This is a genomic window from Thermoanaerobacterium sp. R66 (assembly GCF_028895185.1).
Taxonomy (GTDB): domain Bacteria; phylum Bacillota; class Thermoanaerobacteria; order Thermoanaerobacterales; family Thermoanaerobacteraceae; genus Thermoanaerobacterium.
In genome coordinates, this window is sequence record NZ_JAEUWW010000001.1 from 532144 (window position 1) to 553849 (window position 21706).

23 protein-coding genes and 2 tRNA genes are annotated in these 21706 nt (G+C 34.5%); 19 read left to right on the forward strand and 6 right to left on the reverse strand.

Features of this window, described 5'->3' with window-relative positions; genetic code table 11:
• The first annotated feature begins 74 nt into the window (after positions 1-74).
• From JJQ93_RS02465 to msrA, 3 genes are all read left to right on the forward strand, one after another.
• Positions 75-692: a ComEA family DNA-binding protein gene (locus JJQ93_RS02465; protein ID WP_274892635.1), complete on the forward strand. Its 618-nt coding sequence runs from the start codon at positions 75-77 to the stop codon at positions 690-692.
• A gap of 41 nt (positions 693-733) precedes the next feature.
• Positions 734-1795 carry a coiled-coil domain-containing protein gene (locus JJQ93_RS02470; RefSeq protein ID WP_274892636.1) on the forward strand — a complete coding sequence of 354 codons (1062 nt, stop codon included), beginning with the start codon at positions 734-736 and terminating at the stop codon, positions 1793-1795.
• A gap of 65 nt (positions 1796-1860) precedes the next feature.
• Positions 1861-2349: a peptide-methionine (S)-S-oxide reductase MsrA gene (gene msrA, locus JJQ93_RS02475; RefSeq protein ID WP_274892637.1), complete on the forward strand. Its 489-nt coding sequence runs from the start codon at positions 1861-1863 to the stop codon at positions 2347-2349.
• Positions 2350-2384: 35 nt separating this feature from the next.
• Here msrA and JJQ93_RS02480 read toward each other — a convergent pair whose 3' ends face one another.
• Entirely contained in the window at positions 2385-2855 is a 471-nt protein-coding gene (locus tag JJQ93_RS02480; protein WP_013788315.1) for a phosphatidylglycerophosphatase A family protein, read from the reverse strand.
• A 128-nt stretch (positions 2856-2983) separates the two neighbouring features.
• Between JJQ93_RS02480 and gltX the strand changes: the two genes are divergently transcribed.
• The 9 genes from gltX (at position 2984) to gltA (ending at position 12684) form a co-directional block, all read left to right on the forward strand.
• Positions 2984-4426 (forward strand): glutamate--tRNA ligase, encoded by a 1443-nt coding sequence (gene gltX, locus JJQ93_RS02485; RefSeq protein WP_274892638.1) that lies wholly within the window; start codon positions 2984-2986, stop codon positions 4424-4426.
• A 70-nt stretch (positions 4427-4496) separates the two neighbouring features.
• Complete coding sequence (locus tag JJQ93_RS02490; protein ID WP_274892639.1) at positions 4497-4922, forward strand: gamma-glutamylcyclotransferase family protein; 426 nt, start codon at positions 4497-4499, stop codon at positions 4920-4922.
• Positions 4923-5117: 195 nt separating this feature from the next.
• Positions 5118-5759, forward strand: a complete 642-nt coding sequence (locus tag JJQ93_RS02495) for a glycerol-3-phosphate responsive antiterminator (protein ID WP_274892640.1) — start codon at positions 5118-5120, stop codon at positions 5757-5759.
• Entirely contained in the window at positions 5717-6661 is a 945-nt protein-coding gene (locus JJQ93_RS02500) for a carbohydrate ABC transporter permease (RefSeq protein ID WP_274892641.1), read from the forward strand. Before JJQ93_RS02495 ends, JJQ93_RS02500 begins: the two co-directional genes overlap by 43 nt.
• Positions 6658-7491 carry a carbohydrate ABC transporter permease gene (locus JJQ93_RS02505; protein ID WP_274892642.1) on the forward strand — a complete coding sequence of 278 codons (834 nt, stop codon included), beginning with the start codon at positions 6658-6660 and terminating at the stop codon, positions 7489-7491. Before JJQ93_RS02500 ends, JJQ93_RS02505 begins: the two co-directional genes overlap by 4 nt.
• A 33-nt stretch (positions 7492-7524) precedes the next feature.
• Complete coding sequence (locus JJQ93_RS02510) at positions 7525-8895, forward strand: ABC transporter substrate-binding protein (protein WP_274892643.1); 1371 nt, start codon at positions 7525-7527, stop codon at positions 8893-8895.
• 160 nt (positions 8896-9055) lie between these two features.
• Positions 9056-10255 carry an iron-containing alcohol dehydrogenase gene (locus tag JJQ93_RS02515; protein ID WP_274892644.1) on the forward strand — a complete coding sequence of 400 codons (1200 nt, stop codon included), beginning with the start codon at positions 9056-9058 and terminating at the stop codon, positions 10253-10255.
• Positions 10256-10445: 190 nt separating this feature from the next.
• Positions 10446-11300: a sulfide/dihydroorotate dehydrogenase-like FAD/NAD-binding protein gene (locus tag JJQ93_RS02520; RefSeq protein ID WP_274892645.1), complete on the forward strand. Its 855-nt coding sequence runs from the start codon at positions 10446-10448 to the stop codon at positions 11298-11300.
• Between the two features lies 1 nt (position 11301).
• Complete coding sequence (gltA, locus tag JJQ93_RS02525) at positions 11302-12684, forward strand: NADPH-dependent glutamate synthase (protein WP_274894035.1); 1383 nt, start codon at positions 11302-11304, stop codon at positions 12682-12684.
• Positions 12685-12814: 130 nt separating this feature from the next.
• On the opposite strand, the gene JJQ93_RS02530 is transcribed toward gltA, so the two are convergent.
• Positions 12815-12887: transfer RNA gene (locus tag JJQ93_RS02530), tRNA-Glu, on the reverse strand.
• Positions 12888-12893: 6 nt separating this feature from the next.
• Positions 12894-12967: transfer RNA gene (locus JJQ93_RS02535), tRNA-Gln, on the reverse strand.
• Positions 12968-13131: 164 nt separating this feature from the next.
• Here JJQ93_RS02535 and fdxA point away from each other — a divergent pair.
• The 6 genes from fdxA to JJQ93_RS02565 all read left to right on the forward strand — a co-directional run bounded on the left by fdxA (position 13132) and on the right by JJQ93_RS02565 (position 18856).
• Positions 13132-13302: a 4Fe-4S ferredoxin gene (gene fdxA / locus JJQ93_RS02540; RefSeq protein ID WP_013788306.1), complete on the forward strand. Its 171-nt coding sequence runs from the start codon at positions 13132-13134 to the stop codon at positions 13300-13302.
• 105 nt (positions 13303-13407) lie between these two features.
• Positions 13408-14280, forward strand: a complete 873-nt coding sequence (ilvE, locus tag JJQ93_RS02545; RefSeq protein ID WP_085112633.1) for a branched-chain-amino-acid transaminase — start codon at positions 13408-13410, stop codon at positions 14278-14280.
• Between the two features lie 49 nt (positions 14281-14329).
• Complete coding sequence (locus tag JJQ93_RS02550; protein ID WP_085112632.1) at positions 14330-15514, forward strand: alanyl-tRNA editing protein; 1185 nt, start codon at positions 14330-14332, stop codon at positions 15512-15514.
• Between the two features lie 86 nt (positions 15515-15600).
• Positions 15601-15804 carry a hypothetical protein gene (locus tag JJQ93_RS02555; protein WP_085112631.1) on the forward strand — a complete coding sequence of 68 codons (204 nt, stop codon included), beginning with the start codon at positions 15601-15603 and terminating at the stop codon, positions 15802-15804.
• Between the two features lie 81 nt (positions 15805-15885).
• On the forward strand, positions 15886-16077 hold the full coding sequence (locus JJQ93_RS02560) for an aspartyl-phosphate phosphatase Spo0E family protein (RefSeq protein ID WP_231560511.1): 192 nt from the start codon (positions 15886-15888) through the stop codon (positions 16075-16077).
• A 169-nt stretch (positions 16078-16246) separates the two neighbouring features.
• Positions 16247-18856, forward strand: coding sequence for a calcium-translocating P-type ATPase, SERCA-type (locus tag JJQ93_RS02565; RefSeq protein ID WP_274892647.1), 2610 nt, complete (start codon positions 16247-16249; stop codon positions 18854-18856).
• A gap of 82 nt (positions 18857-18938) precedes the next feature.
• Here JJQ93_RS02565 and JJQ93_RS02570 read toward each other — a convergent pair whose 3' ends face one another.
• From JJQ93_RS02570 to JJQ93_RS02580, 3 genes are read right to left on the reverse strand one after another with little or no spacing between them, the layout of a single operon-like run.
• A complete protein-coding gene (locus JJQ93_RS02570) occupies positions 18939-19769 on the reverse strand; it encodes an ABC transporter permease (protein WP_274892648.1) in 831 nt (276 codons plus the stop codon).
• On the reverse strand, positions 19726-20526 hold the full coding sequence (locus tag JJQ93_RS02575; RefSeq protein WP_085112628.1) for an ABC transporter ATP-binding protein: 801 nt from the start codon (positions 20524-20526) through the stop codon (positions 19726-19728). Before JJQ93_RS02575 ends, JJQ93_RS02570 begins: the two co-directional genes overlap by 44 nt.
• 22 nt (positions 20527-20548) lie before the next feature.
• On the reverse strand, positions 20549-20989 hold the full coding sequence (locus JJQ93_RS02580) for a MarR family winged helix-turn-helix transcriptional regulator (protein WP_085112627.1): 441 nt from the start codon (positions 20987-20989) through the stop codon (positions 20549-20551).
• 171 nt (positions 20990-21160) lie between these two features.
• Between JJQ93_RS02580 and JJQ93_RS02585 the strand changes: the two genes are divergently transcribed.
• On the forward strand, positions 21161-21679 hold the full coding sequence (locus JJQ93_RS02585; protein WP_274892649.1) for an ECF transporter S component: 519 nt from the start codon (positions 21161-21163) through the stop codon (positions 21677-21679).
• Positions 21680-21706 lie beyond the last annotated feature (27 nt).

Genomic DNA, 21706 nt, shown 5'->3' on the forward strand with positions numbered 1-21706 from the left:
AAATATGAAATTTAAAAAGGAATTTATATAAAAATGTAGAAATATTTATATAGCAAAATCGAAAGAGGTGGAGTATGTTTAAATTAACCAAAAGTCAACAATATGGAATTATCGTTTTATTGATAATAGCTTCATTATTGACAGGATACTTTATCTTTGAAAAAAGTAAAGCTCAAAAGAATGATGATATTGTCAACATTAAAAGCGATAAGAATTTAATAAACAATTCCAATACAGGTGAAACAATAGAAAATGAAAAGTCCAAAGAAATAAAAGTGTATGTAACCGGTCTTGTCAAATCGCCTGGAGTATACACTATGAGAGAAGGCGATAGAATCGATGATGCTATAAAAATGGCAGGAGGAGCTTTGGATGGTGCAGATCTTTCAGATATAAATTTAGCCGAAAAGTTAAAAGATGAGCAGATGATAAAAGTGCCGAAAATAGGAGAAAATTATGCTTCTAACGATAAATCCAGCAGTTCCAATGCAACAAATGGAAAGATAAATATTAATACTGCTACAAAAGAAGATCTTGATACGCTGCCGGGAATTGGCGAAGTCACTGCACAGCGCATAATAGATTTTAGAGAGCAACATGGTAATTTTCAAAGAATAGAGGATATTATGAATGTTTCAAGGATTGGGCCAAAGCTTTTTGAACAAATAAAAGATAAGATAACAGTTGATTGAAATGTAAATTTGTTCCATATAGAACATAATGGGGAGAAATTATGAAGAAATACGTGTCAATACTTTTGATATTTCTATTGCTGTTTTCAAATATTAAAACGATTTATTCTGACCCTGCATCAGATTTAAAAAATGCTCAGGTTGAGGAACAAAAAATCATAATTGAGCTATTTAATTTAGACATGGAAAAAGTAAGAGCATCAAATTTATTGGAAAAACTCAATTCTGAAATCGCAGATACCACAAAACAAATCGACTCAATGGAAAAAGAGATATCAGGCATAAGCAGAGAAATCGTGAATGAGAGAAATAATATAAAAAGTTGGTTTAGGTTTTTGTATATGAATGGTACAAACACCATATTATCTCTTTTACTGATGTCAAACAACGCATCAGAGCTTTTGCACAGATTGATATACATAGATATAATTACTAATTACTTTTACAACAAATTAGATCACATAAATCACCTCTTAAAAAATAAAAAAACTGAAGAAGAGGCATTAAGCCATCAGAGAGATGAATTGAGGAAAAAAATAGAAGAACAAAAAAATGCGATTTTGACTTTAAATAAATTAGAAAGCGAAAAAAGTGCAATGCTTGACAATATCAAAAAGCAAATTAGTGATTACCAAAGAATATTAGACATAAGCGCGTCGGTGGAAAGCGGCATACCATCTCTTGATTTTTTGCTAAATAATTTTTCAAAGCTGCCTTGGAACAGCCTTCAGCCTGATAACTTCGATATTCAAATTGATTCGGTATCAGCATCATTTAGCGATGAATCAATAAGCAATATGATTGACAATTATAATGATGTATTAAAAAATGTAAAGATCATATTCGATGATAGCGGATTTACTTTATCTGATGGGGATAAATACACTTTATATGGAAATTTTGAGGTGAATGATGGAAAAATTGATTTCAAAGTTACGTCAATTAATGTAAAAGGTGTGGAGATAACGGGGGAAGACTTAAACAATCTTATAAAAAACTACAATACTGTTTTGGATTTTGAAAGTCCATTAAAACAATATAAATTAGTGAGTGTTGAGACAAATGCGGGTGAAGTGAAGTTTACATTGTCAAGAATAAAATAAAAATATTTTTCTTTGGCTATTTAGTATGTTAGACTTATATTAGATTCTTATGAGGAGGAGTAGCTATGAAAGAAATAGTTTTAGCAGGTGGATGTTTTTGGGGTGTCCAAGCCTACTTTGACACCATAGACGGGGTAATTGAGACGAAAGTTGGATATGCAAATGGAAACAAGGAAAACCCAACATACGAAGAAGTCTGCACAAATACGACAGGTTTTGCTGAAGCCTGTTATATAAAATACGATGAAAGTATTATATCGTTAGAAGATTTACTGAGAAGTTATTGGAAGATCGTAGATCCTACACTTAAGAATAGGCAAGGCAATGACATAGGTACGCAGTACCGTACGGGGATTTACTACATAGATGATGGTGATCTTAATGTGATATTACGGTCTAAGGAAGAAGAGCAGAAAAAGTATGAAAAGCCAATAGTGACTGAAATTGAACCGCTTAAAAATTTTTACGACGCTGAGGAATATCACCAGAAGTACCTTAAGAAAAATCCAAATGGTTATTGCCATATACCAAGAGAACTTTTTGAAAAAAGGTAAAATGAAGGGGCATTTTTAATAAGCCCCTTTTTAATCTATTTTCCGCTTTTGATGGAGTGAGCTATTCTGGAACATGCTGCAGCAACTATTGCAGCCACTAAATCATCTATAAATGTATTGCACCTTTCGTCTTTATGTTCATTCAATGTTCCTATTATGCCGAGTTTTACTTTATCTAAATAGCCATAGTTAGTAAGTCCAATGGATCCGTAGATGTTGGTGATGCTTAAGGCTAAGATTTCATCAATGCCATACAGCGGTTCATCTCTTTTAAGAATTGATAGAAGTGGTTCTTCAAGCATGTTTTTCTCTGCAAGTTTGTCAAGGGTTATGCCTGTCAATACGGCATTTTGAACTTCTCTCTTGTCTAAAACTGCATTTAAGCTTTCTATCGCTTCATCCATAGTTAAGTCATAGTATTTTTTTTGAAGCTCTAATACAAGTTTAGCCATGTCTTCAATATCTACTCCACGTTCTTTTAACAAATTTACGATTATATCCTTCATTTTGCGCCTCCTTAAAATATTAATGTCGTGTAACCATATATTATGTGCAATTGTTGAAAAATATTATATATTAAAGTATAATCTAAATTAGTTTTAAATCCAATAGACAGCAGGAAAGGGATGTTTATATGAACGAGGTAAGAGTTAGGTTTGCACCAAGCCCAACAGGCAATTTACATATTGGCGGTGCCAGAACAGCGTTATTTAATTGGCTTTTTGCAAGGCACAACAATGGAAAGTTAATTTTAAGAGTTGATGATACAGATTTAGAGCGTTCAACTGGTGACTCAATGAAGGCCATATTAGACGGACTTAAGTGGCTTGGCATCGATTGGGATGAAGGGCCTGTATACCAGTCAAAAAGACTTGAGCTGTATAAAAAGTATGCTGATGAGCTGGTAAGACAAGGCAAAGCTTATTATTGTTTTTGTACAAAAGAAGAGCTTGATATAATGAGAAGCGAAGCGCAAAAGGCTGGAAAACCACCTATGTATACAGGTAAATGTAGGAATTTATCGTCTGAGGAAGTAAAAAAGTACATACATGAAGGCAAAAAATACGTCGTACGTCTGAAAGTGCCAAAGGAAGGAAAAACGGTAGTGCACGATATAATCAGAGGTGATGTTGAGTTTGACAATTCAACGTTTGACGATTTTATCATAATGAAGTCAGATAATATGCCTACATATAATTTCGCGACGGTAATAGATGATTATGAAATGAAGATAAGCCATATAATAAGAGGAGAGGAGCATTTATCAAACACTCCAAAGCAGATCCTCATATACGAAGCATTAGGGTTTGAAAAACCAGAATTTGCACACGTTTCGATGATATTGGCGCCTGATAGAAGTAAACTCAGCAAAAGACATGGGGCTACGTCTGTACAGGAGTTTAGAGATTTAGGATACTTGCCTGAGGCAATCATAAACTATATCACGCTTTTAGGATGGGTGCCGTCAGATGGCGAAGAAGTGTTTACTACAGAAAAAAGTGTAAGAGAATTTACTTTAGACAGAGTATCTAAAAATCCGGCTATATATGATACAAAAAAGCTTACTTGGTTAAATGGCATTTACATAAGGGATTGCGATATAGATAGATTGACAAAAGAAGTTATACCGTTTTTGATTAGCAAAGGATTAATAGGCGATGAATACGATTATGATTATATAAAAAAGATTGTAAGTGCTGTAAGAGAAAGAGAAAAGACTTTAAGTGAAATAGCAGATGCTATGTCATACTACTTCAAAGATGACTTTTTATACGATGAAAAAGGCGTTAAAAAGTATTTTGAAAAAGATGGAGTCGAAAACATACTTAGAGAAGCCATCAAAGCACTTAAGGCAGTAGATGATTTTAATTTGATTGAAACTGAAAATGCCTACCGTGATTTGATAGAAAGGCTGAACATAAAAAGCGGTGATTTGTTTCATCCAACAAGGCTTGCTATATCTGGCAGAACGTTTGGACCAGGTTTGTTTGATATAATGGAGCTATTGGGCAAAGAGAAGACTGTTGAAAGGATAGAAAAAGCGATAAAGTATATTGAAAGCATTAAACAAAAGTAAGAGGATATTCTGTTCTCTTACTTTTGCTTAAATATAACTTTTACGGTAAACTTAATTAGGAGATGAACCTATGGGAAAGCTTTATTTGGCTTATGGCAGTAATATGAATTTTACGGAAATGATGAAAAGATGTCCAAATGCACAATTAATTGGCCCTGCCATAATCGAAAATTGGAAACTGGTATTCAAAGGTAAAGACGGTTTTGCTTATGCCACAATTGAACCGTCAAATGGCAGTTTTGTACCGTCTCTTTTGTGGGAAATAGGAAAGAAAGACGAGGATGCTTTGGATAAATATGAAGATTATCCGTATCTTTATAGGAAAGAGATTGTAGAAGCAATTTGCGAAGGCAAATCAATAAAAGCCATGACATATATAATGAATCCGGGAAATGATGTAGGAAAACCTAGCAAAAGGTATTACAATGTAATAAAGCAAGGTTACATAGATGCGGGTTTTGACGTTGAACTTATAGAGAATATTTTAAGAAATTAACATAAACGTTACATGTATTTAATATGGACATAACAATTTTCTTGTAATATAGATGTTGACAAGTAGATATAAATTTTTAGGTTGGAGATGAAGAGAAACCGTTAATGTGATTAACAATTTTATAGATTAATTGTTAATCTATAATGGTTTCTCTTTTTGATATTTACTGATATTTAGATGTGAGGAGGTGAAGTATTGAAGAAAGATGAGTTCTTGAGAAGGCTTGACAGCAAAAAAATGATCGCTGCCGTCAAAGAAGAAAGACATATTGAAAGAGCAGTTAATAAAAACTTAAGTGGTGTTTTCTTACTTACAGGAAATATTGCTGTAATAAAAAAGTATGTAGACTTTTTTAAATCAAATGATATGTTTACATTTGTTCACATAGAGAAAATTGGAGGTATAAGTTTCGATAAAGAGGGGCTTGAATTTGTAGCTAATTATGTAAAGCCAGATGGGATAATTACCACAAAAAACAGTCTTATAAAGATTGCAAAAAAACTTAATATGTTGACAATTCAAAGATGTTTTATGATAGATACAGATGCATTGAAAAAAGCGATAGAGATTTCGAAAGAAACACAACCTGATTTTGTTGAACTTATGCCAGCTTTAATGCCGAATGTAATTCGAGAATTTACTGAAAATACAAATGAGCCTGTCATAAGTGGAGGGCTAATTAAAACAAGTGAACAAATGATAAATGCTTTGTTAAATGGCGCGATTGCTGTTTCAACAGGCACTCCAAGATTATGGAATGTAGATGTATCAAAAATGTATGAGGAGGTGTCGAAGTGGAGAGAACGGAATCAATTGCAAACTTTAGTAATGCAATAGAGGATAATAGTGACCTAAAAGATGATGTAATAAAATTCAAAAACAACATTGAACCGTATTTATACCTTTTACCATCTGCTATAGTTTTTGCGACATTTGTTTTTTATCCATTTATAAAGACTGTTTACATAAGTTTGTTTTTAACAGATCCACAAGGGAACTTAGGCAAATTTATTGGATTACAAAATTATATAAACATTTTTAAATCTGCTGATTATTTAAATAGCATTTATTTAACATTAAAATTTGTAACTATGACTGTTCCTTTAGAAATGATTGTTGCATTCATTTTGTCTGTTTTTGCTAATCTAAGACTTAAAGGTATTGAAGTTATTAGGACAATATACACATTGCCTATTGCTATATCGTCGGCATCAGCCGCAGTAATATGGATGCTATTATTTAATCCCAGTATAGGATTTATCAACTACATACTCAGTTTTTTTGGGATACACGGTATAGGATGGCTAACCGATGTAAAATACGGAATGATTTCAGTATCAATAGTAAATGTATGGCTTAATGTAGGGATAAATTTCATTTTTATGCTTGCAGGATTGAAAAGTATATCGAAAGACCTTTATGAAAGTGCTCAGATTGACGGAGCCAACATTTTTGTACAGCATATTAAGATAACTATACCAATGCTTTCTCCTACATTGTTTTTCCTAATTACTGTTGATTTTATAAACGCCTTTCAAGAATTTGGAGTAATAAATATTATGACACAAGGCGGACCAGTCAATTCTACTAACGTCATGGTTTATTCGATATATAGAGATGCGTTTTTTAATTTCAGATATGGAAATGGAGCGGCGGAATCGATAATCCTTTTTATACTGCTTTTAATATTCACATTATTACAATTTGCTTCAAGTGAAAAGAAGGTGTTTTATAAATGACAGACTATGTGAGGTGGTTAATTAAGAGAGTTTTGCTATATTTAGTTAACATTATTCTAATATTTGTTGTGGTATTTCCTATTATTTATGCCATATCTGTAAGCTTTATGCCTGATAGTGAAGCTTTTCAATATCCACCAAGATTAATACCAGATTCATTTTATTTAGGCAATTATATTGAGGCACTTAAATCAGTTCCGATACTGCGGTTTATATCAAATAGCTTTATTGATTCGATAATCATCACTATAGGCCAAATATTGACATCAAGTTTAGCTGCATATGCATTTACATTTTACGAGTTTAAAGGGGAAAATATAATTTTTGCCATATTTCTATCGACTATGATGATACCGGCGGAAGCTATAATAATAGCAAATTATCTTACTATACGGCAGTTGGGACTATTAAATACTTATGCAGGGCTCATCTTACCATATTTAAGCTCAGCATTAGGAATATTTTTATTGAGACAGTTTTATTTAACTATTCCAAAAGATTATTATGAAGCTGCTCAGCTGGATGGTTGTACGAGATTTGGATTTTTAATAAAAGTGGTGATGCCTCTTTCAAGGCCGGCAATTGGTTCTTTGGCTGTATATTCTTTTTTGATTACGTGGAATCAGTACATGTGGCCGCTTTTGATAACTAATACTGATGATATGAGGACAGTACAAATAGGCATAAGCATGTTACAATGGTCAGACTCACAATCGTTTGGGCTTATCATGGCTGGCGTAATCATGATTTTGATTCCTTCTATCATGATATTTATTTTTGGACAAAAGCAGCTTGTAGATGGCTTAAACGCCGGTGCATTGAAAGGCTAAATAAATCATTAAAAGAAAGGAATGATTTTAAAAATGAAACGACTGAAAAAAATTTTATCTATCGCATTAATTGGAAGTGTATTATTTTCAGCCACAGCATGTTCCAATGGCACAAAACCATTGACATCATCCAATATCCAACAAAATAAAGACAAAGTTATAGAGATAACATTCTGGCACTCAATGGGTGGAAAAGGGGGAGAAGCAATAAACAAGATGGTAGACGACTTTAATAAAACACATCCTAATATCAAAGTTACTGCTCAATATCAGGGAACCTACGATGATGCGTTAAACAAATTGAAAACATCAGAACAGTCAAAATCAGGACCAGATATTATGCAAGTGTATGATATAGGAACTAAATTCATGATTGACAGTGGTTGGACAACGCCTGTACAAGAATTTATCGATGAAGACAAATTTGATACATCTAAACTCGAACCAAATCTTTTAAGTTATTATACAGTCAATAGCAAGTTGTATTCTATGCCATTCAATTCTTCAACACCAATATTGTATTACAATAAAAATGCATTTAAAGAAGCTGGTCTTGATCCTAATAGTCCTCCTAATAATTTTAATGAGATAGAAGAATACGGTAAGAAACTTGTGAAAAAAGACGCATCTGGCAAAGTTACACAATACGGATATTCAATGGCGATATATGGTTGGTTTTTTGAACAGTTCATGGCAAAACAAGGTGCATTGTATGCCAATAATGGCAATGGCAGAGATAGGGTAGCGACAGCAGTAGCATTTAACAATGATGCAGGCTTAAATATCATTAACTGGTGGAAGAGGCTTGTTGATGAAGGCGTTGCGGGTAATTTTGGAAGAAAAACAGACGATACTAAAAATGCATTTATTGCAGGTCGAACTGCTATGATTATAGAATCAACAGCTTCATTGAAATCAATATTGGACGGTGTAGGAAATAAATTTGAAGTTGGAACAGCGTATTTACCAGCATTAAATGATAGTAAAGATGGCGGAGTAATAATTGGTGGTGCATCGCTGTGGATACTTAACAATAAGCCGAAAGAATACCAAAAAGCAGCGTGGGAATTTGTAAAATTTATGGTTTCTCCAGGAGAACAAATGTTTTGGAATGAAAACACAGGATATTTTCCAGTGACAAAGGAAGCTTATGATTTACATGAAATGAGTGCACATTTGGAAAAGTATCCGCAATTTAAAACAGCAATCGAACAGCTTCATTCGACACCTATAAATAGAGCAACACAAGGAGCATTAATAGGAGTTTTCCCTGAGGCAAGGCAAATAATAGAGCAGAATATAGAAAAAGTTTTAAATAATCAGGCTACACCAAAACAATCTCTCGATGATGCCGAAAAGAGTGTCAATAGTGCACTTGAAAATTACAACAAAACATTAAAATAAGCAGAATATAGAATTTTATCAAAAAAACATAGCATTAATAGCTATGTTTTTTTGATAAAGAATTTTTGATATTTTTGATTTGAATTTGACTATTCGATGGAAAGGTACTATAATATAATATGAAATTTGTTATAAATTTAACTAATAGGAGGTTATAAAAATGTGGGAAACAAAGGTGAATCCTAACAAAATTTTTGAACTTCGCTGTAAAAATACGACTTATTTTGGCGTTGGCAGTATACATAAGATAAAGGATATATTAGAAAATCTAAAAATTAATGGCATTAATAATGTTATTTTTATAACAGGAAAAGGCTCATATAAGACTAGCGGAGCTTGGGATGTCGTAAAACCTGTATTAGATGATCTTGATTTAAAATATTCACTTTACGATAAAGTTGGCCCAAATCCTACTGTTGACATGATAGACGAAGCAGCCAAAATTGGACGTGAATCTGGAGCGAAAGCCGTAATTGGAATTGGCGGTGGTAGTCCGATAGATACTGCAAAAAGCGTGGCTGTGCTTTTAAAATATACTGATAAAAATGCAAGAGAACTTTATGAGCAAAAATTTATTCCTGACAAGGCTGTTCCCATCATAGCTATAAATCTTACACATGGTACAGGAACAGAGGTAGACAGATTTGCAGTAGCTACTATACCTGAGAAAAATTATAAGCCAGCTATAGCTTATGATTGCTTATACCCCATGTATGCTATAGACGATCCTTCGCTTATGACAAAGCTTGACAAAAAGCAGACGATAGCAGTTACCGTTGATGCTTTAAATCACATTACGGAAGCCGCTACAACACTTGTTGCATCTCCATATAGCATTCTTACGGCTAAGGAAACAGTAAGATTGATTGTTCGTTATCTTCCTGCTGCTGTAAATGATCCTTTAAATATAGTGGCAAGATATTACCTTCTGTATGCTTCTGCATTAGCTGGTATATCTTTTGACAATGGCCTTTTACATCTTACTCACGCTTTAGAACATCCTTTAAGTGCTGTAAAACCTGAAATCGCTCACGGGTTAGGACTTGGAGCAATATTGCCAGCAGTTGTAAAAGCTATTTATCCAGCTACAGCAGAAGTGTTGGCTGATGTATATAGTCCTATAGTTCCTGGTTTAAAAGGACTGCCTGCTGAGGCGGAGCATGTTGCAGAAAAAGTTCAGGAATGGCTTTTTAATGTGGGGTGCACTCAAAAGTTATCTGATTTTGGGTTTACGAAAGATGATATTCCTAATCTTGTGAAACTTGCTAAAACAACTCCTTCCCTGGATGGATTGTTATCTATTGCACCTGTTGAAGCTACTGAATCTGTCATTGAAAAGATTTATTTAGAATCTCTTTAACTTTGATAAAAAAATGTCTTGTTTTGTTAAATTTATTACGATTTTGTTAAATGATTAGACAATTCGTTGTTTTTAATGTAAAAATATTTGACATTAGTTATATAAATATATAATATATCATTAAGTGAAAAATTATGTCTGGTATAAAGCCAGACATAATTTATTACTAAACTTTGGAGGTGCGAAAGCAATGAACGAAATTTTAGAGAAGAGGCAATTGAATCCCACTGTCAAAATGATGGTTATAAATGCTCCTTTGATGGCAAAAAAGGCAAAACCCGGCCAGTTTGTCATAGTGAGAGTAGATGAAAAGGGTGAACGCATACCCTTGACAATAGCAGATTATGATAGGGAGAAAGGCACGATTACTATAATATTTCAAGAAGTCGGAATGAGCACCAAGAAATTAGGTACGTTAGATGTTGGAGATAGATTGCATGACTTTGTAGGACCTTTGGGAAAACCTGTTGAATTTTCAAAAGATACGAAGCGAGTTTTGGCAATCGGTGGTGGTGTTGGAGTCGCGCCGCTTTATCCAAAAGTAAAAATGCTAAATGAGATGAAAGTTTCAGTAGATAGCATAATAGGTGGCAGAAGCGCAGAATACGTAATATTAGAAGACGAAATGAAAAAAGTTAGTGAAAACCTTTATATAACGACAGATGACGGTACTAAAGGCCGTAAAGGATTTGTAACAGATGTATTAAAAGAGTTGATAGAAAAAGGCAACAAATACGATGAAGTAATTGCAATTGGGCCACTGATAATGATGAAGATGGTATGCAATATAACTAAAGAATACAACATACCAACTATGGTCAGCATGAACCCTATAATGGTAGACGGAACAGGAATGTGTGGGGGATGCAGAGTTACAGTTGGCGGAGAGACAAAATTTGCTTGTGTCGATGGTCCAGCATTTGACGGTCTTAAAGTAGACTTCGATGAAGCAATGAGAAGGCAGAACATGTATAAAGATATGGAGAAGAAAGTATTAGAAAATTATGAACATGAATGCAAGTTAGGAGGCATCTTAAATGGCTAACATGTCGCTAAAAAAAGTACCAATGCTTGAGCAGGAGCCAAATCAGCGAAACAAAAATTTCAAAGAAGTTGCATTAGGATATGAAGAAAACATGGCTGTTGAGGAAGCAGAAAGATGTATTCAATGCAAGAATCAGCCATGTGTAGAAGGTTGCCCTGTTCACGTAAAAATACCTGAGTTCATCAAACTGATAGCAAATAGGGACTTTGAAGGAGCATATCAAAAGATAAAAGAAACGAATAATTTACCTGCAATATGCGGAAGAGTATGTCCACAGGAAAGCCAGTGTGAATCAGTATGCACAAGAGGCAAAAAAGGAGAGCCTGTAGCCATCGGCAGACTGGAGAGATTTGCAGCAGATTGGCATATGAAAAATAAAGAAGATAAAATAGAGAAAACAGTGACAAATGGCAGAAAAGTTGCTGTTATAGGATCTGGGCCTGCAGGACTATCATGTGCAGGTGATCTTGCAAAAATGGGATATGACACAACCATCTTTGAAGCATTTCATACACCAGGCGGTGTTTTAATGTATGGCATTCCTGAGTTTAGGCTTCCAAAAGAAATAGTGCAAAAGGAAATTGATTCGTTGAAAAAATTGGGAGTAAAAATAGAGACAAACATGGTCATAGGCAAGATACTTACAATCGATGATTTATTCGATATGGGGTATGAAGCAGTGTTCATCGGAACAGGCGCAGGATTGCCAAAATTTATGGGTATACCCGGAGAAAACTTAAACGGAGTTTACTCGGCAAATGAATTTTTGACCAGGATTAATTTAATGAAAGCTTATGATTTCCCTAACAGTCCTACTCCTGTGAAAGTAGGCAAGAAAGTTGCCGTTGTTGGCGGCGGAAACGTGGCGATGGATGCAGCAAGATCTGCAAAGCGCATGGGAGCAGAAGAAGTGTACATCGTATATAGAAGGTCTGAAGAAGAAATGCCTGCAAGGCTTGAGGAAATACACCATGCAAAAGAAGAAGGAATCATATTTAAGTTATTGACAAACCCTGTAAGAATCATTGGTGATGAAAGTGGCAATGTAAAAGGAATCGAATGTGTGAACATGGTTTTAGGCGAAGTAGATGAATCAGGAAGAAGAAGACCTGTAGAAGAAAAAGGCTCTGAACACATAATAGATGTAGATACGGTTATTGTAGCAATAGGACAAAGTCCAAATCCGCTTATAACATCAACAACAGAAGGTTTAGAAAAGCAAAGATGGGGCGGAATAATAGTCAACGAAGAAACATTGGAGACAAGCCGCAGAGGAGTTTTTGCAGGTGGTGATGCTGTCACAGGTGCGGCAACAGTAATACTTGCAATGGGAGCTGGTAAAAAAGCTGCAGCTTCAATACACAAATTTTTAAGCGAAAAGTGATTTTTAACTGTAAAACACCATTTATTGCGTTGTATATAGTCAAATGCAATAAATGGTGTTTTTGCTTCTAAAATTTACTTAGCGTTAAACGTAAGAAAAGCACCGCTTTTTAAAGCGGTGCTTTTAGAAGTAGCCTTAAGGGGAGTCGAACCCCTGTCTTCGCCGTGAGAGGGCGATGTCCTAGGCCACTAGACGATAAGGCCAAATATTGGCTGCCGAACTAGGATTCGAACCTAGACTAGATGATCCAGAGTCACCGGTGCTACCGTTACACCATTCGGCATCAACTGACAGAACTTATTATAGCATGGGTTTTTATTTTTGACAAGGGGGTGTTAAAAAAATTTATAAAAAATCAACTTGCCTTAAGTGTTTACATATTAATATAAATGCTATATAATATCCTTTGAAGTTATATACTGTATACATAAAAGGGGGGATATGACAATGGCACATATCATTACAGACGAATGCATAAGCTGTGGTGCTTGCGCTGCAGAATGCCCTGTAGATGCTATTCACGAAGGCACAGGAAAATACGAAGTGGATGCTGATACATGTATAGATTGTGGTGCATGTGAACCAGTATGTCCAACAGGAGCTATTAAAGCTGAATAAGATTAACGAAAAGTCCCTTTCGGGGCTTTTTGTTTAATTGACTTAAAAATTTCAAAGTGGTATAATCTACAATAATATATTTTAGATAGATTAGGAGGAGTCATAATGCCTGTAGTTTTTCTAAATGGTGATTTTGTAGACAGTGAAAAAGCAGCTGTTTCGGTTTTTGACCATGGATTTCTTTATGGCGATGGTGTTTTTGAAGGTATAAGGGCGTATGATGGTGTTGTTTTCAAATTGGATGATCACTTAAAGAGACTTTACAACATGGCTAAGGCACTTCTTTTAGATGTACCATATTCTAAAGAAGAAATGGCCGATAAGGTCTTAGAAACTGTAAGGAGAAACAACTTAAAAGACGCATACATAAGATTAGTTGTTTCAAGAGGGAAAGGCGATTTAGGGCTTGATCCTTATAAATGTTCAAAGCCTACAGTAGTTATCATTGCAGATAAGATTACATTATATCCCGATGAGATGTACCAAAATGGACTAAAAATTATCACATCTACGTTTAGGCGCAACTCCATTCAAACATTAGACCCACAGATTAAATCTCTAAATTATCTTAACAATATATTGGCAAAGATTGAAGCCGTGAAAGCGGGATATCCAGAAGCTCTTTTATTAAACTTAGAAGGGTATGTTGCGGAATGTACAGGTGACAATGTTTTTATTGTATCTGACGGTATTTTATACACACCACCATCTGCGGCTGGAGCTTTAGGTGGCATTACAAGAGCTACTGTCATAGATATAGCAAATAAACTTGGAATACCAGTTGTGGAAAAGTATTTTTCACTTTTTAATGTGTACACTGCAGATGAATGTTTCTTGACTGGTACTGCAGCGGAAGCAATTCCTGTTACTGAAGTTGACAAGAGAGTCATCGGTGACGGTAAGCCTGGCGAGATTACGAAAAAGATCATTGAGGAATTTAAAAATGTGAGAACCTTGTATGGAACAAAGGTATATTAAAAAAACGCATGGCTAGTCCATGCGTTTTAAACTTTAAGGAGGATATGAGATGGATAAATTGTACTATTATGACAGTTATAAAAGCTCATTTATTGCAAAAGTCATTGATATTAATGATACTAATGAATATTGTGAAGTTATACTTGATAAGACGTATTTTTATCCTGAAAGCGGTGGACAACCAGCAGATAGCGGATTTATTGACGGCATAAAAGTTGAAAATGTCTTTTTAAGAGATGATAAAGTCATCCATGCCTTGAAGACGCCTCCTAAAAATGATTTGGTAAGTTGTGAGATAGATTGGGAAAAGAGATTTGACAATATGCAACAGCATAGCGGTCAGCACCTTTTGTCAGCAGTATTTTATAAGTTATTTAATGCAGAAACAGAAAGCTTTAGCATTGGAGATGATAGCTCACATATTACATTGACCAACAGCGATCTAAGCGAAGATAACCTTAAAAAAGTCGAGATTGAAACAAATAGGCTTATATATTTAAATTTACCTGTTATTTCGTACTTTGTAAAAGACGATGATTTGAAAAAATTACCCTTAAGAAAAAAGCCTAAAGTTGACGAAAATATAAGAATAGTAGAAATTAAAGACTTTGACTATTCACCATGTGGTGGTACTCACGTGAAAAATTTGGGCGAAATAGGGGTTGTAAAGATAAAAAAATTTGAAAGAACGAAAAAGGGCTTAAGAATTGAATTTGTCTGTGGCTTTAGGGCGCTTAATGATTATTTTAAGAAAAATAATTGCATAAATAGTTTAACAACAACGCTGTCTGCAAAGGAAGAAGAAATCTTAGAAAAAGTCCATAAATTATTGGATGAAAATAAAGAGCTAAAAAAGGAATTAAACAGAATGAGAGATAATATACTTCAATATGAAGCTGAAAAATTAGTCGCAGAATCAGTAAATTTAAAAAACTTTAAGTTGGTGACAAAAATTTTTAATGATAGAGACATGAAAGAACTGCGAGCTTTGTCTCAGATAATTACCAAAGAAAAGGGGATTATTTGTATTTTGTGTAGCACTATGGGTTGCGGTAATATTGTCATATCAAGATCAGATGATGTCGATATAGATATTAATTCATTTTTCAAAGAGATATTGGATGTCATAGAGGGAAGTGGTGGAGGCAATCAAAAAACATGCCAAGGAAGTGGCAAAGTGGAGAAAGTGGGATTGGCGTTAGACAAAGCAGTTAACTTGATATCAAAATATTAAAAAAAATTTAAGAAACATGCAGGAAAATAATAACATTTATAGAATATATAACTATAGTTAGAATATTCTATAGGAGTTGAGCTAAAATGGAAAACATTGAAATGTCATCGTTAAAAGATTTGTTGGAAAAAATCAAGCAAAAAATTTCAAATGATGACATATTAAGATGCATTAATAATGGCGAAATTTTGACAGTTAGCGAGGGATGTGAAGATTGGGAGATAGAATATGGACGGGATATAGTAGATATATATAAGAAATTGTCAAAATTAGTGGAAAAAATTAGATGAAATTTCTACATTATCCTATTGAATTTTTTGGTTCCTAATGATAAAATTGTATATGCGATTTTTAGAAAAGGGGAACTAATGATGTACAATAAGATATCTGTATTGGAAGAGCAGATTAGCAATTTACGAGATGAACTTGATGATTTGATAAAGCAAGAAGAAGTAAAATACGAGATGATTCTTGACCTAAGCCGTAAACTCGACGATCTAATCGTGCTATACTGTACTACAAAATCGAAAAAATATCGCACAAATGGTGATATTGTCCAATAAATATGCTATAATAATCTAAAGGGGAGTAACTCTTCGTTAATCAGTCGTCAGTACGGTGAGAAACACCCGGCTGGTTAAGCAAATTTGCGAGTGAGACCTTTATTTTGTGGAATAATACAAAATAAAGGTCTTTATTTATACCATAAATTAAGAAACAAGGAGGAATAAGATGAAGGAAAGCTGGATTTATGATGTAGAAGAGGTTTTAAATGAATTAAATGTGGATGCTGAGGAGGGGCTTTCATCAAAAAATGCTAAAGAGAGGTTAGAAAAGTATGGTGCCAACATTTTAAGTGAAAAGAAAAAACGAACCATTTTGTCCATGTTTTTGGACCAATTTAAAGATTACATGGTGATTATTTTGATAATTGCATCTATTGTTTCGTTTTTTCTGGGTGAAATTACAGATGCAGTAATAATTTTATTCATAATCTTGTTAAATGCTTTTTTAGGGATGATACAAGAAAATAATGCTGAGAAGTCTCTCGAAGCACTTAAAAAATTGTCTGCACCAGTGTCCCGTGTATTAAGGGATGGAAAAGTTGTAGAGATAGAGTCACAGTATATTGTTCCAGGTGATGTAGTGTTTTTAGAAGCAGGAAATTTTGTGCCTGCTGATGGAAGGATAATAGAGTCTGCAAATCTGAAGATAGATGAGTCAGCTCTTACAGGTGAATCTGTTCCATCAGAAAAGACTTCTGACAAGTTAAAAGACAAAAATCTCAATATTGGCGATAGACACAACATGGTGTACATGGGTACAGTTGTAACTTATGGGAGAGGATCATTTGTGGTGACTGAGACAGGTATGAGCACAGAGATGGGAAAAATAGCGAAGATGTTAGACGATGATGAGACGACGATGACGCCTCTTCAGATAAAGTTAGAGCAACTGGGGAAATATCTGGGTACAGGAGCACTTATCATTTGTGGCATAATATTTGGGATAGGTGTTATGGAAAAAAGGCCGGTATTTGACATGTTTATGACATCTGTAAGCCTTGCTGTTGCTGCAATTCCTGAAGGACTGCCAGCAATAGTCACTATCACTTTGGCATTAGGCGTACAGAAGATGATAAAGAGAAATGCTATATTAAGAAGGCTTCCTGCGGTGGAGACATTAGGCAGTGCAAATGTGATATGTTCTGATAAAACAGGCACTTTGACTCAAAACAAGATGACTGTAGTGAAAGTTTTTGTTGATTTTAAAGAGATAGACTTAACTAAAAGATATGACAGCAAAGCAGGATTTATTTTGGAGCAGGGGGTACTTTGTACAGATGCATTTATTGATGAGTCAGGTAAAAGCTTTGGAGATCCAACTGAAGTCGCTATAGTATCAGCGTGTGAAAAATATGTATCCAAAAAATCGGAATTAGAAAGAGAATTTCCGCGAGTTGCCGAAATTCCATTTGATTCTGAACGAAAAATGATGACTACCATCCACAAATCAAATGATAAAAATTATAAGGTTATAACAAAAGGAGCATTTGACAGTGTCATTGAAAGGTGTAGATACATATTAAAAGATGGCAAAATATTAGAATTGAGCGATGACGATAAGGCAAAGATTAGAATTGAAAATGAAAATATGGGGAAAGATGCTTTAAGAGTTTTGGCCATATCTTTTAAAGATATTGATAATATACCAGAAAGATTGGAAAGCCAGGATGTTGAGCGAGATCTTGTATTTGTTGGACTTTTAGGAATGATAGATCCGCCGAGAGATGAAGTCAGAGATTCTGTTAGAATATGCAAAAATGCTGGTATAAAGCCTGTCATGATAACAGGTGACCATAAGATTACCGCTGTAGCTATTGCAAGAGATTTAGGCATTTTAGATAAAGATGATATGTCTGTAGATGGCAGAGAGTTAGAAGCCATGACAGACGATGAGCTTTACGAAAAGGTAAAAAACATATCAGTGTATGCAAGAGTTTCTCCGGAGCATAAGATGAGGATAGTAAAAGCTTGGCAGAAAAACAATGCGGTGGTGGCTATGACTGGCGATGGTGTAAATGATGCTCCGGCGCTAAAGCAGGCTGATATAGGTGCTGCAATGGGTATTACAGGCACAGATGTAGCAAAAGATTCTGCTGATATGGTGCTTACAGATGATAATTTCGCAACTATTGTAGCTGCTGTAGAAGAAGGAAGGACCATTTACGAGAATATAAAAAAATCTATACATTACCTTTTATCGTGCAATATTGGCGAAATACTTGTTCTCTTGGTTGCCACATTGGCTGGTATGCCAATGCCTCTTAAGCCCATTCATATATTGTGGGTGAATTTAGTGACAGATAGCCTACCTGCTCTTGCTTTAGGTGTGGAACCTGCTGAAAAAGATATAATGTCTAAGAAACCAAGACCAAAGGATGAAAACATCTTTTCAGATGGACTTATGTACAGAATACCAATCGAAGGAATCATGATAGGTTTAGTATCTTTTATAGCATTTCTGCTGGGGCTTAGGGAAAATATCACTAATGCAAGAACTATGGCATTTGCCGTTTTGACTTTTTCACAGCTTTCACAAGCGATGAATGCAAGATCAATTAAATCAGTTTTTAAGGTGGGCTTATTTAAAAATAAATACATGGTGCTTGCACTATTGGTTTCCATATTCCTTCAGCTTGTAGTCATATTGACTCCATTGAATACAATTTTTGATATAAAAAATATAAACATATACGATTGGGATGTAGTAATTGCGCTATCGCTTTTGCCTTTAGTAATTATGGAGATAGTAAAAGCCACATTATTTAAAAATAGATAAATAAAAATCGCTTTGCAGGATATGCTGCATGATGGAGTAGCATTTTGCTACTCTACCATGGCATATCAAGTGTAAAGCGATTTTATGTTACTATGTGGGGATATAAAATTGCTGATATTATCTGAATTATGACAGTGGCAGATATAAGTATCATCCATGAAATGCCTGCTTGTGATACACTGCCATTTATTAGATATCCTCGCAAAAGTTCAACAACGTAACTTAAAGGATTGATTCTCGCTACTATTTGAAGCCAATGTGGCATTATTTGTATTGGATAGATTGCATTGCTGGCAAAAAATAATGGCATTGTTATAACCTGTCCTATTCCCATAAATCTTTCCCTGCTTTTTACTATGGCTGCTAAAGCCATTGACAAAGAAGAAAAAAATGCGGCACCCAAAACAATTGTCAATATGCTCATAACTATGTTTAAAATGCTCCACTTTATGTCAAGTCTTAGCAAAAACGCCAAAAACAATATTATTATTACTTGACTTATTGCTCTGACTCCTGCTCCAAAGGCTTTTCCTGTGACAAAAGCTGCTCGAGGAACAGGCATTGCTATAAGCTTTTGAAGTATTCCTTGATCTTTATCCCAAATTATGCTTAAACCATAAAATATGGATATGAACATCATTGATTGAGCTAAAATGCCTGGAGCCATAAATGTCTGATAGTTGACATTTCCTGTAGGTATGGCTCGTATTCTAGAAAATGCCTGACCAAAGATAAGAAGCCATAAAACTGGTTGGACTGCTCTTGTAAGTAATTCGGTTGGATCATGTTTCAGTTTTCGTATCTCTATTTCTGCGATTGTAAAAGAATTCAAAATATAGTCTAAAATTGTTTTTATAGGAGAACTCATCTTAACTGAATCTTTGGATTCTTTTACGTAATTGACTTGTTTCACGATAATTCCCTCCAGACTCTAATTGATTTCCTGTGAAAAATGTAAATACATCGTCCAATGTTGCGTTTGGATTTCCGGTTTTTAATTTTAATTCATCAGGAGTTCCTAAGGCAGCAATTTTGCCACTGTTCATTATTGCTATTCTTCCACATATAGCTTCTGCTTCTTCCATGTAATGGGTAGTAATTAAAATTGTAAGACCGGTTTCTTTTCGTAAAGTATCTATTACGTTCCAAACATTTTGCCTTGCTACAGGATCAAGTCCCACTGTCGGTTCATCAAGTATTAAGACTTCAGGTTTGTGTATTATTGCTTGGCCTATTTCCAGTCTTCTTATCATTCCACCTGAATACTGTTTGACTAAGCGGTTTCTGGCATCATTCAAATTTAAAATGTCAAGAATGTAATCAATTCTTTCTTCTCTTTCTTTTTTGTTAAGCCTTAAAAGCTTAGCCACAAATAGCATATTTTCATATCCAGTTAAGGTGGAGTCTGCAGAAAGAGCTTGTGGCACATATCCAATGTATCTTCTTATTGTTGCACTGTATTTTTTTGCATCGAAACCGGCAACAAGTATTTTGCCAGAAGTAGGTGGCATCAATGTTGTTATCATTCTTATGGTAGTAGTTTTTCCTGCACCGTTGGGACCTAATAAGCCAAATATTTCTCCTTTTCTGACGTCAAACGTGATTCCACCTACTGCTTCAAAATCTTTAAATCTTTTCTTTAAATTTTTTATTTCGATTGCAAAGTCCATAAAATCACCTTCTTGAAATTTTTTAAAATATTGCAGCATCACCTGATGCGTTTAATAGGGTTTTGAGATTTTTGTTCAATGTACCAATGTCTATACTGTCATCACACATATCGACTATTTTTTTTAGCATCTTTGTGCGGTATTCTAAAATTTCGTTTAGAAGCACAGCACCTTTTTCTGTAAGCTTTAAAAACACAAGGCGTCTATCCTTATCATCTCTCCACCTGTATACCAAATCATCAGCAACGAGATTGTCGATTAGCCCTGTCAGTGTGCTGGAAGACAGTAAAAGTTGCGACTGTAGTTGTTTCATAGTTATTGCTTCATCTTGGCTTAATTTGTTTAAGACCCAAAACCGAGACATGGTAATTTCTTTATTGTTTAAGTAATTTCTAGTCACAAGATTCATTCTGTGATTGATTTCCCGAAGTAAATATTCTAATAAGTTTATTTCGGCATCCATTATATCAGCCTCCCTAATATTTCGTAAACCGTAATATTATTATATTACATATTGCGCCTAATGTCAAAAGTTTCATGTTATAAGAAATTATAAATTGTTTGTATATTGTATTTATTGAATTATAACAATTGTATGTTATAATAATTTTAAAAAATATGGGAGGTATCGAGTGTGAAAGAAAATAGCTTAAAAAGACTTGTTTACATCGCACTTATGACGGCTCTTATTGCTGTTGGTACTATGGTAATACAAATACCGACGCCATACACGAAAGGATATATAAATATAGGCGATTCTTTTATTTTTCTTTCTGCTACTATTTTGGGACCTCTTGCAGGTTTCGTATCTGGAGGCATTGGTTCGGCATTAGCTGATCTTCTTTCAGGATATGCTTTATGGGCCCCATGGACATTGGCCATAAAAGGATTGGAAGGGTTTATTGTGGCTGTTTTATTGAAAAAAGAAGATAAAAGTTTTAGTTTTATTGTGCAAGTAGCTGTTTTTGCATTAGCTGCATTGTGGATGGTGCTTGGGTATTATATTGGTGGTGCTTTTATGTACGGTTCAAAAGCTGCTCTTGCTGATGTTCCAGGAAATATACTTCAAGGGATAGGAAGCGTAATCATTGGTTCTGTGCTTGTAGGTTCGTTGTCAAAAGTTAAATACTTTAAAGATATAAAGCGAGGTTAGATATCCTTGCTTTTTTCTTTTTAAAAA